This is a genomic window from Romboutsia sp. MSSM.1001216sp_RTP31141st1_G3_RTP31141_220114, from assembly GCF_039031195.1.
Taxonomy (GTDB): Bacteria; Bacillota; Clostridia; order Peptostreptococcales; family Peptostreptococcaceae; genus Romboutsia_C; species Romboutsia_C hominis.
This window is the reverse complement of sequence record NZ_JBCIUO010000005.1, coordinates 109301-123060: the sequence shown is the minus strand read 5'-3', so window position 1 is coordinate 123060 and position 13760 is coordinate 109301. Positions and strand designations below refer to the sequence as shown.

Annotated in this window: 12 protein-coding genes and 1 other annotated feature; of the genes, 11 read left to right on the top strand and 1 reads right to left on the bottom strand. The window is 29.1% G+C overall.

Annotated features, from left to right (window positions below; genetic code table 11):
- Nucleotides 1-16 precede the first annotated feature (16 nt).
- From rpmI to ABCP60_RS09685, 11 genes are all read left to right on the top strand, one after another.
- A complete protein-coding gene (gene rpmI / locus ABCP60_RS09735; protein WP_092923487.1) occupies nt 17-211 on the top strand; it encodes a 50S ribosomal protein L35 in 195 nt (64 codons plus the stop codon).
- Nucleotides 212-269: 58 nt separating this feature from the next.
- The gene (gene rplT, locus ABCP60_RS09730; protein WP_092923489.1) at nt 270-626 is read left to right on the top strand and encodes a 50S ribosomal protein L20; all 357 of its coding nucleotides are present in this window, start codon (nt 270-272) and stop codon (nt 624-626) included.
- A 297-nt stretch (nt 627-923) separates the two neighbouring features.
- Nucleotides 924-2300 carry a TrkH family potassium uptake protein gene (locus ABCP60_RS09725; RefSeq protein ID WP_242871291.1) on the top strand — a complete coding sequence of 459 codons (1377 nt, stop codon included), beginning with the start codon at nt 924-926 and terminating at the stop codon, nt 2298-2300.
- A 53-nt stretch (nt 2301-2353) separates the two neighbouring features.
- Nucleotides 2354-3025: a TrkA family potassium uptake protein gene (locus ABCP60_RS09720; protein ID WP_092923492.1), complete on the top strand. Its 672-nt coding sequence runs from the start codon at nt 2354-2356 to the stop codon at nt 3023-3025.
- Between the two features lie 2 nt (nt 3026-3027).
- Nucleotides 3028-3825 carry an RNA methyltransferase gene (locus ABCP60_RS09715; RefSeq protein WP_092923495.1) on the top strand — a complete coding sequence of 266 codons (798 nt, stop codon included), beginning with the start codon at nt 3028-3030 and terminating at the stop codon, nt 3823-3825.
- 54 nt (nt 3826-3879) lie between these two features.
- Nucleotides 3880-4111, top strand: a binding site (T-box leader).
- A gap of 54 nt (nt 4112-4165) precedes the next feature.
- The gene (gene pheS, locus ABCP60_RS09710; protein WP_092923498.1) at nt 4166-5185 is read left to right on the top strand and encodes a phenylalanine--tRNA ligase subunit alpha; all 1020 of its coding nucleotides are present in this window, start codon (nt 4166-4168) and stop codon (nt 5183-5185) included.
- A 15-nt stretch (nt 5186-5200) separates the two neighbouring features.
- Entirely contained in the window at nt 5201-7591 is a 2391-nt protein-coding gene (gene pheT / locus ABCP60_RS09705; RefSeq protein WP_195238324.1) for a phenylalanine--tRNA ligase subunit beta, read from the top strand.
- A gap of 18 nt (nt 7592-7609) precedes the next feature.
- The gene (gene zapA / locus ABCP60_RS09700) at nt 7610-8209 is read left to right on the top strand and encodes a cell division protein ZapA (protein WP_343101674.1); all 600 of its coding nucleotides are present in this window, start codon (nt 7610-7612) and stop codon (nt 8207-8209) included.
- A gap of 107 nt (nt 8210-8316) precedes the next feature.
- Nucleotides 8317-10728: a U32 family peptidase gene (locus tag ABCP60_RS09695; protein ID WP_343101673.1), complete on the top strand. Its 2412-nt coding sequence runs from the start codon at nt 8317-8319 to the stop codon at nt 10726-10728.
- Nucleotides 10729-10828: 100 nt separating this feature from the next.
- On the top strand, nt 10829-11398 hold the full coding sequence (locus ABCP60_RS09690; RefSeq protein ID WP_092923509.1) for an HD domain-containing protein: 570 nt from the start codon (nt 10829-10831) through the stop codon (nt 11396-11398).
- 266 nt (nt 11399-11664) lie between these two features.
- The gene (locus tag ABCP60_RS09685; protein ID WP_195238320.1) at nt 11665-12792 is read left to right on the top strand and encodes an XRE family transcriptional regulator; all 1128 of its coding nucleotides are present in this window, start codon (nt 11665-11667) and stop codon (nt 12790-12792) included.
- Nucleotides 12793-12904: 112 nt separating this feature from the next.
- Here the strand turns inward: ABCP60_RS09685 and ABCP60_RS09680 are convergent, their stop codons facing one another.
- On the bottom strand, nt 12905-13720 hold the full coding sequence (locus tag ABCP60_RS09680) for a MerR family transcriptional regulator (RefSeq protein WP_343101672.1): 816 nt from the start codon (nt 13718-13720) through the stop codon (nt 12905-12907).
- Between the last annotated feature and the right edge of the window lie 40 nt (nt 13721-13760).

Genomic DNA, 13760 nt, shown 5'->3' with positions numbered 1-13760 from the left:
AGAGGAGGAAATAAAAATGCCTAAAATGAAAACTCATAGAGGAGCTGCTAAAAGATTCAAAAAAACTGGAAGTGGAAAATTAAAGAGAGCTAAAGCTTTCAGAAGACATATATTAACTAAGAAAGCTGCTAAAACTAAGATGCAATTAAGAAAAGCAGGAATAGTTAGTGAAGGTGATGCTAGAAGAATAGCACAATTATTACCATACTAAAAATCGGATTAAATTAAAATAGAAATTTTAAAAGAGAAAAACAAAGGAGGTCACAGAGATGGCAAGAGTTAAAAAAGCAATGAACGCTCGTAAAAAGCATAAGAAAATATTAAAGCTTGCAAAAGGATTCAGAGGATCTAGAAGCAAGTTATACAGACCAGCTAATACATTCGTAATGAAGGCGTTAAAGAACGCATATATAGGAAGAAAGTTAAAGAAGAGAGACTTCAGAAAACTTTGGATACAAAGAATAAATGCTGGAACTAGAGCTCATGGATTATCATACTCAAGATTCATGAACGGATTAAAATTAGCAGGTGTTGAAGTTAACAGAAAGATGTTATCTGAAATGGCTATAAACGATCCTCAAGGATTCGCTAAATTAGTAGAAGTTGCTAAGTCAAAATTAGCTTAATTAAATAGTTAAGTTTATAAAAAGCCTTTGAATAAAATTCAAAGGCTTTTTTTATATCCATAAAATTATAGATTTTATACTCTATAAAAAATAAAAAATTATATAATCTGAATACGTTTTGTTAAAAATATGTAAAGGAAGCCTATAAATTGTGAATATTTTAAATAGGCTAATTTACATATCCTTTATTGTTTTTATATAGGTTTTGGAATATAATATAGTAATAATTGAAAAGAAGCATGTGTCTAATGAGAAAAAACTTATTAGCTATAAAGTGAGAAGGAGGCATAAATATAGATGAACACCATATTTAAGCGATTTTTTGCTCTTATAAATAAAATGCAGCCAACTCAAGTAATGGTATTAGGGTTTGCTAGTGTTATATTAATTGGAGCGCTTCTACTAAATCTGCCTATAGCAACACAAAGCGGAGAAAGCATCGGATTTATAGATGCCTTATTTACTTCAACATCAGCTGTATGTGTAACAGGTTTAATAATGGCAGATACAGCAACTTATTGGAATGGGTTTGGACACGTAGTAATAATACTACTTATTCAAATTGGTGGTTTAGGATTTATGACAATAACCACGCTATTTGCACTTATAACCAAAAAAAGAATAAATCTAAAAGAAAGACTATTAATTCAAGAGTCTTTGAATCAATTTGATTTATCAGGATTAGTTAAGTTAACAAGGTATGTATTATTAATGACATTTACCATAGAAGGTATAGGAGCATTAATTTTATCAACAGTATTTATACCTCAATTTGGAATATTAAAAGGAACTTGGTATAGTATATTCCATGCTATCTCAGCTTTTTGTAATGCAGGATTTGATTTAATGGGGCCAGTTTCAGGTAAATTTACATCATTAACATACTATGTAAATAACTTTACAGTAAGTGTTACAATTTCATTACTTATAATATTTGGGGGATTAGGATTCCCTGTAATTTTAGATATAATAAAAAATAGAAAATTATCTAAACTAAATTTACATTCTAAAATAGTATTAATTACAACAGTGGCATTAATATTAGTAGGTACGTCACTTATTTTAGTATTAGAATACAACAATCCTAAAACAATAGGAAAGTTAGGATTTGGTGGAAAAGTGCTTGCATCGTTCTTCCAATCGGTAACAACTAGAACAGCAGGATTCAACACAGTCAATTTAACAGCAATGCATGAGAATAGTTTATTTATAATGATAATACTAATGTTTATTGGTGCAGCTCCTGCATCTACAGGTGGTGGTGTAAAGGTTACGACTATAGCTACTTTAGTTCTAACTGTTAAATCATTTATACTTGGAAAAGAAGACATAGAAGTAGGGGAAAGAAGAATTGGAACATCAATAGTTAGAAAATCATTAGGAATATTTCTTATAGGTATAATCGTTGTTTTATCTGGAACTATAATTATAACTATAACTGACCCAAGCTTTAGCTTAATAGAAGCAGGTTTTGAAGTAGTATCAGCATTTGCTACAGTTGGATTAAGTCTAGGTGGAAGTCCTAATTTAAGTACATTAGGAAAGATATTTATAATGCTATTTATGTTTATGGGAAGAGTTGGATCTCTTACAATATTTATGGCGATAATGTCTAGAAAAACAAAGAAAAATCCTCCTATAAGATATCCTGAAGGGAAGATAATAGTTGGATAATATAACCTTTACTTATAGTAAAGAAAAATTTAAGTGTGGAGAGGACGAAGGAAATGAAGCAATATATAGTTATAGGTTGTGGAAGATTTGGAGCATCAGTTGCTACAACTATGCATCTTTTAGGTCATCAAGTAATGGCTATAGATAAAAGTGAAGAAATTATACAAAATATAGCAGATAAAGTAACTCATGCTGCTATAGTAGATGTAACAGATGAGCAATCATTAAGATCTTTAGGGCTAGGTAACTTTGATGTTGCAATAGTTGCCATCGGTTCGGATATAAGAGCATCTATAATGGCTACACTTATAGCAAAAGAAATGGGTGTACCTCATATAGTATGTAAGGCAAAAGATGAGCTACAAGCTAAAGTTCAATATAAAATAGGAGCAGATAGAGTAGTATTCCCAGAAAGAGATATGGGTGTTAGAGTTGCACATAACTTAGTTTCTGATAATATACTAGATCATATAGAATTAGATCCAGATTACTCAATAGTAGAGATAGTAACACCAAATAGTTGGGTAGGAAAGACTTTGGTTGAATTAAACTTAAGAGCTAGGTTTGAGATAACTGTATTAGCTATAAAAACAGGTAAGAGCATAAATGTTACTCCAGCTCCAGATGAAGAATTAAAAGCAGGTAGTATTTTAGTTGTAATAGGTCAAAATAGCCATATAAGTAATATAGCATCAGAAAATGAAGAATTTATTAGGAGAAAGTAATAATGCCTACAATAATAACAGCTAAAGACAATAATAAAGTAAAATATACGAAATCACTACTTAAAACTAAAAATAGAAATAAAGAATCTAAATTTATAATAGAGGGATATAGAATATTAACTCTTGCAATAGAATGTAAGGCTAGTCTAGATTATGTATTTATAAATGAAGATTTTGAAAATAAAGAAGAACATCTTAAATTTTTAGATACTCTAAAAACTAATAATATAAAAATTTATAAAACTACTAACAAAATATTCAATGAATTAATAGATACGGAAAACACTCAAGGAATTTTAGGAGTAGTAAACTTTAAACAAAGAAATATAGAAGATTATTTAAAAGATGAGCATAAATTTGTATTAATATTAGATAGAATACAGGATCCAGGTAATATGGGGACAATAATAAGAACAGCAGATGCTGCAGGCGTAGATGCAATAATTGCATTAAAAGGATGTGTAGATATATACAATCCAAAGGTTATAAGATCTACTATGGGTTCTATATTTGATATGAATATAATACATGCTACTCAAGAAGAAGCTCTAAGAATTTTAAAATTAAAGAATTTTGATATAGTATCAAGCTATTTAAATACAAACAATTACTACAACACAGTTGAATATAATTACAAGACAGCTTTAGTAATAGGGAATGAGGCCAATGGAATAAATGATGAACTAGTATCAAAATCTGATATGTTGGTCAAAATACCTATATATGGTAATGCAGAATCATTAAATGCAGCTATAAGCTCTGCAATATTAATGTACGAAATAAAGAAATACTTAGTGTAACACCTTGTAAACATTATACATAGTATGATATAATTAAACGCAAAAACAATATTATCAAATACTATGAAAGAGAAAAGTATTTTGAATTAACTTAGTACAGAGATAAGTACCGTAGGCTGTGAGTACTTTCTAAGTATTCAAAAGAAGTTCCCTCTGGAGTATTAAAGCTGAAATTACAGTAGGCTTTAACGTTAAAACGCGTTAAGTTTATTAGAGGTGGTTTAATAATTTATTAATTATTAAGCTACTAGGGTGGTACCGCGAATAATAGTCTTTCGTCCCTAGATAGGGATGAAGGACTTTTTTTATACAAAAAACTGCGAAAGGGTGAATTAATATAATGCAAGAAAAATTACTTAATTTACAAGAAGCTGCATTAAATGAAATTAAAGATACTTCTAGTATAGAAGCTGTTGAAAGTTTAAGAGTAAAGTACATGGGTAAAAAAGGTGAGATAACATCAATCCTAAAAGAAATGGGTAAATTATCAGCAGAAGAAAGACCTGTAATAGGTAAAGTTGCTAATGAAGTTAGAGCGGCTATAGAAGGTGCTATATCTTCAAAGAAAGAAGAGTTAAAGTTAGCAGAAAAACAAAGAAAATTAGCAGAAGAAGTTATAGATGTAACTATGCCATCAAGACCAGTTAAAGTTGGTAAAAAGCATCCAATATCTCAAATAATAGATGAAGTAAATGAAATATTTATAGGAATGGGATTCTCTATAGCAGAAGGTCCAGAAGTTGAAACTATAGAAAATAACTTTGATGCATTAAATGCACCAAAAGATCATCCATCTAGAGATATGAGTGATACTTTCTATATAAATGAAGAGTTATTACTTAGAACTCAAACTTCACCAGTTCAAGTTAGAACAATGAAGAGTCAAGAGTTACCAATAAAAATAATATCTCCAGGAAGATGTTTCAGATTTGATGCTCCAGATGCTACACATTCACCAATGTTCCATCAAGTTGAAGGGCTTGTAGTTGGTAAAGATGTAACAATGGCACAATTAAAAGGAACTTTAGATATGTTCGTTAAGAAGTTATTTGGTGAGCATACAAAAACTAAGTTTAGACCACACAACTTCCCATTCACAGAGCCGAGTGCAGAAGTAGACGTTACTTGCTTTAAATGTGAAGGAGCAGGATGTCCAATGTGTAAAGGTGAAGGTTGGATAGAAATACTAGGAGCAGGTATGGTTCATCCAAATGTACTTAGAAACTGTGGAATAGATCCAGAAATTTATAGTGGATTTGCGTTTGGTATGGGACTTGATAGAATAACAATGCTTAAGTATGAAATAGATGATATAAGACTATTATTTGAAAATGATATGAGATTTTTAAATCAATTTTAATTAGGAGGATTTAAGATGTTAGTACCTTTAAAATGGTTAAGAGATTACGTTGATATAGATTTAGATACACAAGAATTCGCTGATATGATGACTATGACAGGATCAAAAGTTGAGAAAGTAGAGTTCTTTGGAAAAGAAACAAATGGAGTTGAAGTATGTAAAATACTTGAAATAGAACAACATCCAGATGCAGATAGATTAAAAGTAACAAAAGTTGAAGTAGCTGATGGACAAATACTTCAAATAGTAACTAATGCAACTAACATAAAAGTAGGAGACTATGTACCAGTTGCTAGAATAGGTGCAGTATTACCTGGAGATTTCAAAATAAAGAAAGGTAAGTTAAGAGGAGTATTATCAGAAGGGATGTTCTGTGGTGCAGAGGAATTAACTATACCTTCTCAATACGTTGAAGAACATAAAAAAGATGGGATATATATATTAGACCATGAAGAATCTTTTGAATTAGGAAAAGATGTTAGAGAAGTTTTAGGAATAAACGATGCATTAATAGAATTTGAAATAACTTCTAATAGACCAGATTGTAGATCTATAATAGGGCTTGCAAGAGAGGCTGCTGTTACCGTAGGAAAAGAATTAAAATTCCCAGAAATAAAAGTAAATGGTTCTGATGAAGAAATGCAATTTGAAATAGATATTCAAACAGATTTATGTAAGAGATATTGTGGAAAAGTTGTAAAAGACGTTAAAGTTGGGCCATCTCCATACTGGATGCAAAGAAGACTTATAGAAGCTGGAATGAGACCAATAAACAACATAGTAGATATAACTAACTATGTTATGTTAGAGCTAGGTCAACCACTTCACGCATTTGACTTAGAAGATATAAAATACAATAAAATGACAGTTAAATTAGCTGAGCAAGGTGAAAAGTTTACTACATTAGATGGTGTTGAAAGAGAATTAACATCAGATATGTTAGTTATAGGAAATGAAGAAAAAACTTTAGACTTAGCGGGAATAATGGGTGGAGAAAATTCTGAGGTTAAAGATACAACTACATCAATATTCCTTGAAGGTGCAAGCTTTGCAAAAGAAAGTATAAGAGCTACATCTAAAAAATTAGGACTTAGAACAGAAGCTTCATCAAGATTCGAAAAAGGTATAGATGTTAATTTAGCAGAGACTGCTGTAAATAGAGCTTGTCAATTAATAGAAGAATTAGGATGTGGTAGAGTTCTTAACGGAATGCTTGACTACTATCCAGTAAAAGAAGAAGTTCAAAAGATAACTGTTAACCCTGTGAGAATAAACAAATTATTAGGTGTTAACGTACCAATGGACCAATTCATAAGCATATTAGAAAGATTAGAGTTTAAATGTAACCTAATATCTTCTGAAAAATTAGAATTAGAAGTTCCAAGCTTTAGACTAGATATAGCTGAAGATGCAGATATATTAGAAGAAATAGCTAGAATATACGGATATGAAAATATACCAACAGCTACTTTAGAAGGAAATGCTACAGCAGGTGTAAAAACTGATAAACAAAAGTTCACAGATAAGATAGTATCTAGTTCAATAGCAGCAGGCTTAAATGAAATATTAACATATTCATTTGTAAGCCCAAGAGGTGTTGATAGAATAAATTTATCATCTGAAGACTCTAGAAGAAACTTTGTAAAACTAATGAATCCATTAGGTGAGGAAACTTCAGTTATGAGAACTACACTAATACCTAATATGTTAGAAGTATTATCTACAAATGTAGCTCATAAAGTTGAAGAAGTATCAGCATTTGAATGTGGAAATACATTTACACCACAAGAAGGATTACCAGTAGAAACGAAGAAATATTGTATAGGAATGTATGGAAAAGATGTAGATTTCTTCTCTATAAAAGGTGTTGTAGAAAGTGTACTAAATAATGTAGGGTTCAAAGGATATGAAATAGAACCAGAAAAAACTAACCCAACATTCCATCCAGGAAGATGTGCTAAAGTTATGTTTAATGGAGAATGCATAGGTACATTTGGAGAATTACATCCAGACGTAATAGAAAATTATAACTTAGGACAAAGAGTTTATGTTTGTGAAATGAATGTAGAATCTGTATTTGAAAATACATCAACAGAAAAAACTTATACTCCATTACCTAAGTATCCATCTACATCAAGAGATATAGCTTTATTAGTTAAGGATGAAGTATATGTTAAAGAAATAGAAGATATAATAAAAGCTAATGCAGGTGGATTAGTTGAAAGCTACAAATTATTTGACGTATATAAAGGTGCTCAAATAGAAGAAGGATACAAGTCTATAGCATACTCTATAACATATAGAAGTATAGAGAAAACTTTAACTGATGAAGATGTGGCAAAAGTACACGATAAAATATTAAATGAGTTAAGTGAAAAATTAGGTGCAACACTAAGATCTAACTAATACAAGGGGGATATTAGTATGAACAAAGTTACCGTTAAGATACATGGTGCAGAGTATCCTATGGTTGGAGAAAAATCTGAAAAACATATGATAAGTGTAGCAGCATTTGTAGATACAGAAATGAATAAAATAGGTGAGGCTAATAAAAGATTAAGCTCATCTCAAGTAGCTATATTAGCAGCTATAAATATAACAGATGAATTGTTTGATTGTGCAGATGCACTAGAAAAAGTAGAAAAAGAAAATGAAGAATTAAAGAAAAAAGTTGGAAATAGTGGGGAAGAATATAAGCTTGAAATAAAAGAGCTTGAATACCACTTAGAAAACAAAGATAAAGAAAATAAGAACCATATATCTAAGATAGAAGAACTTAATAAGTTAATAGAGGAACAAAAGAAAGAAATAGAGCAACTAAAAAATGGCACTAATTTATCTAAACAAGAAGTTGAAGATTTAAAAAATGAAATAAAAGAGCTTAAATCATCTGTTGAAATGGCAGAAGAAAAAGCTAATGTTGCAGAACAACTTTCTTCTAAATTCCAAAATGATGCATATAAATTACAATTAGAAAAAATTGAAATAGAAAATGAATTAAAATATCTTAGAGCAATGAAATAAGTTTACTTATATTTAAAATTAAACCTTCAGGGGGACCTGAAGGTTTTAATTTTAAAACTTAGGGACATTATAAATATAGAAAAAATATTACGTATAGGAGGAGAAGTATGAAAGACATAGAATTATTAGCACCCGTTGGTTCCTTTGAAGCGTTAAAAGCAGCTGTTCAAAATGGTGCAAATGCAGTTTATCTAGGAGGAAAAGAATTTAGTGCTAGAGCATCAGCAAATAATTTTGATAGAGAAGAATTAAGAGAAGCAGTAAAATATGCTCACATAAGAGGAGTACAAGTTTTTGTAACGGCTAATACATTAATAAAACAAAATGAAATAGAAGATTTTTTAAAGTACGCTAAATATCTATACGACATAGATGTAGATGCAGTTATACTTCAAGATATAGGTATAGCTAGAATTATTAAAAAGGAGTTACCTGATTTTGAAATACATGCAAGTACACAAATGGTAGCACATTCTTTAGAAGATGTTAGATATCTAGAAAAAGCTGGATTTGATAGAGTAGTACTAGCAAGAGAAGTTAAAGTAGATGAAATAAAATATATATGTGATAACTGTAAAGCAGATATAGAAGTATTTGTTCATGGAGCACTGTGTGTATGCTATTCTGGACAATGTTTAATGAGTTCTATGATAGGTAACAGATCAGGAAATAGAGGAAGATGTGCCCAACCATGTAGACAAAGATATGAACTTTTAGATGTTTATACTGGAGAAGTAGTAAATAGCAATGGAGACTATTTATTAAGTCCAAGAGATTTAAGCACAATAGAAGAAATAGATAAAATAATAGATGCAGGAGTTCATTCTCTTAAGATAGAAGGTCGTATGAAAAGACCTGAGTATGTAGCTACTGTTATAGAGAGTTATAGAAAAACTATAGATGAATACTTACAAACTAAAAAAGTGAATGTTTCAGATGAAACAATAAGTGATTTATACACTATATTTAATAGAAAATTTACAAAAGGACTTATTTTAGGAGAAGTTGGCGCAGATGTAATGAATTCACAACTTCCAAACAATCAAGGATTATATGTAGGTAAGGTATTAGATTACAATAAAAAAGCTAAAAGATTAAAGATAAGACTTGAAAATACACTTAAAAAAGGCGATGGAATAAATCTTGGTGGTGGAACTATAGGAAGAATTATCAAAAATGGTGAGATAGATACTATAGGATATAAAGGAGAGATAATAGAACTCGATTTTATAGGTGAAGCTAAAAGAAACCAAATAGTATTTAAAACATCAGATAGCGAACTTATGGATAGAGTACAAGCTACATTTACTCAAGATAAAGAATTTGTTAAAAACATGATAGATTCATATATAAGTGTTAAGCTAGATAAAAAACCAATACTTACATTAGCTGATAAAAAAGGAAATACTGCCACAATAGAAGGAGATAAAGTAGTTGAAAAGGCTATGAAAGTAGCTTTAAGTGAGGAAAAAATAGAAACTCAGCTTAGGAAATTAGGTAATACTCCTTATGAAATGGATAGTGTAAATATAGAATTAGATGATAACGTAAGTTTACCAATAAGTATACTAAATCAGATGAGAAGAGATTGTATAGAACTTTTAGACAAAGAAAGGGTTAAGATAAAAAATAGAGATTTTAAAAATAGAAGATTATCATATAATCCAATTAAATTTAATCGAGATACGGTAAGTAATTTATCTGTTAAAGTTAAAAATTTAGAACAATTACAAAGTGCACTTGAGTGCGGTATAGATAAAATATATTATGAAGATACTAAAACATTAGAAGAAGCTATAAAAGCTGGACTAAAATATAATATAAATGTTATATATTCAGCTCCTAGAATAATAAGAGGCAAGGAATACAAGCAATTAGAAAAAGCTAAAAATATAGGAGTAAATTCTATACAAGTAGGTATATGGGGAGCTATAGATTATTTTAAAGGTAAAGAGCTAAATATAGATTACTACTTAAATGCATTCAATAGTGAAACTATAAATTACTTTAAAGAAATAGGTGCAACTAATCTTTGTATATCTCAGGAATTAAACATAAATGAAATAAGAGAAACAATAAAATATACAGATATTAATATAGAATCTGTGGTTTATGGATATACTACACTTATGATAACAGAATACTGTCCAATGGGAGTAGTAGTTCGAGATTGCAAAAAAGATAAAAGAGTTGCTAAATGTAGCCAAAGCACATATGCACTAAGAAACTCTAAAGGGGAAGAGTTTAGATTATCACAAGATCTATTCTGTAGAACAACTATATATAATACAAATGTTACTTGTATGTTAGATAACTTATACGAACTAAATGAAATAGGTATAAATACATTTAGATTAGATTTTACATTAGAAGATAGTCAAACTGTTAAGAAGGTAATAGAGGCATATCAAGAAGTATTAAGTAACAACTACAAATTAGGAAGTAAAGCTACAAAACTTTATAATGAATTAGATGCTAAAGGTGTAAGTGCAGGTCATTATTACAAGGGAGTAGAATAAATTAAATTTGTATAGTAAGTATATGTATTATCAACAATATCAAATATATTTACTTAAAAAATTATAATAGATTTAATATTTATATAGGAGGTATTGGGAAATGAGAGAACAAGCAGTAGGATTAGTAAATAAATATTTAAAATCTGAACATCTAATAAAGCACTCATATGCAGTAGAAGCTGTAATGAAAGCTTTAGGAAATAAACTAGAACCAGAAAAATCTGATGACTGGGCATTAGCAGGATTACTACATGATTTAGATTCAGATATGTTAGATTATAAAAATAATCCAGAAGAATCTAAATTGCATGGGATCAAAACTATCGAATTACTTAAAAATGAAGGTTTTGGAAATGATTACATATATCAAGCAATAAAAGCTCATAATGAAGATAATGGAACAAAAAGAATAAGCACAATTGATAAAGCTATATATGCAGCAGATCCAATAACTGGATTTATAACAGCCATAGCTTTAGTTTATCCAGATAAGAAATTATCTAGTGTAAAAGTAAAGTCTATAACTAAGCGTATGAAAGAACTTAAATTTGCAGCAGGAGCAAACAGGGATGCAATGAGAAGCATAGAAGAATTAGGCATTCCATTTGCTGAATTTGCACAACTATCACTAGAGGCAATGCAAGGAATAAGTGATGAGCTAGGACTATAGAGATATAATATACATAAATTGACTATAATTAATAAATATGATAATATTATCAACAGTATAAAAGTTGAATAATGCTCTGGGTATTAGTATCCAGAGCATTTTTAAATATATATAATATAAAGTTTAGTATAAATTAAATTTAGTAAATTCGTATAACTTAGCCAATATAAAATATTTTTATTATGTATGGCTAATATAGATTTGCATAAAATTTATTAATTTAACTTTTGTATATATAAAATAAACTTGAAAGAGAGACGGATATTATGAGCAGAAAAAAAGTTTTTAATGGTAAAAGATTAAAAATAGCTAGAATGTATAGAGGAAAAACTATAGATATGCTAGCTAAAGAAATAAATATAAATAAAAAAGATATAATTGCTTTTGAAGAGGAAAAGTACAAGCCAACTCCAGAAAATGAAATGAAATTAGCAAATGCTTTAAGGTTTCCAAAAGAATACTTCTTCCAAATGGATAACATTAAAGTTGTAGTTGATAGTACTCATATAAAGCCAGAATCGAGAATACCTAGAGTAGAAGAAATTTCATACAAAGAAAAGTTAGTAATGGCACATAAAATATTATCTTTTATAGAAGGATATATACAATTCCCAGAAATGAACATACCAACTAACTTAAATAGAAACGATGATATAGAGACATTAGCAACAAAAGTAAGAAGACATTTTGAATTAGGTGATGGACCTATAGGAAATGTGTTAAGCGTGTTAGAGTATAATGGGATAATAGTAACAGACACTAATGTAAATACAAAAGGAGCACTAGCGTTTACGCAAAAACAAACAACTGATAAAAATACTAGATATATAGTATCTTTAGGAAATGATAAAAAATCAGCGACTACAAGAAACTATGACTTAGCTTATGAATTAGCATACATGGTTAGTGTTGAAGCGGGGATACAAGCTAAAAAATTCTCAAAAGATGAATTTGCGTGTGCATTTTTATTGCCAGAAGAAACATTCTTACCAGATTTAAAAGATGTTAATGAGATAGAGGATTTTGTAGAATTAAAAGCAAAATGGATAGTTCCAATATGGGCTATGATATTAAGAGGATACCAGCTAGGCGTTATTAATTATAAGAAATATATGTACTTAATGAACCAAATGGATAAGCAAGGTTGGAGCAAGAAGGAACCATTAGATGCTAATATAAAAGCAACAAGTCCAGTTTTACTTAGAAAATCTGTGGATATGATACTTGAAAGTGGTATTATGAGTGGTGCTACTTTAGTGGATAACTTAGCAAGTTGTGGATTAAGTCTTTATCCTGATGAAATAGAGTCATTATTAGGATTAAAAGAAGGAAAATTAGCACCTAAAGTTAAGAGGGATAATGTAACAAAGGTTAATTTTAAAAATAAAAAATAATACAAAAAGAGTAACAAAGGCTAAGTTATAATAAGCATTTGTTACTCTTTTAAATTGTAATAATTTATTAAATAATATCTAATAGCATATTAGTTACATAACTAAATGAAATTTAAAGGCGTCTTACAGGAATTGTAATTTTAGTTATATAATCTTTTGAAGTATAAGAAGTTAAACTATCTAATATACAATACTCAAAGGATGGACCTATTATTTCGTAATTATTTTTAACTATAGTATCTATTAAATTATCATATGTTTTTCCAATCTCACAATATTCACCTTTGTGCAAGGTTACAGCATAAATACTTTTAGTTTTTTCAATAACATCTTTACTTTTAAAGTGTTTATAAAGAGGCAAAAAAACGTAAGAAGCCGATGTGTATTGTTTTGAAAATAAATTTTCGCGTGAAATAATAGTACCTAACTGATAGTTGTAGGGATAATTTTTTTCATTGGCAGTTTTAAGCAATTTCTTAAGAGCTATGTCTGTTTGTAAAAGTTGAAAAGGAAAATCAACTTTTTCAATAACAAGATATTCTAAATCCATTTCACTAAATAAGATTTCATTTTCTTGGAGGTCTAAATTTTCTATTATATCTATTTTATTTTCTAACCTTTTTATAGTTTTTTGTATACTTTTCAATTGTTGATTTAATTTAAGTTTCTGATTTTTTAAAAGGGCTAAAGCTTTATTATCATCTCTTTTGATTAAAAAATTCTTTATATCTTTTATAGAGATTCCAATTTCTCTTAAAAGCAATATACTATCTAATACTTCTAATTGGTCAGAAGTATAGTATCTATGTCCATTATTTTTATCTACAATATTAGGCTTGAATAAATCAATATTATCATAATAAATCAATGTTTGTTTACTTATACCATGTAGTTTAGCGAGCTCTCCAACTGTAAACTTCATATTCATAATATCACCCCAAATATTTATATTTTTATTGGAATTTTTG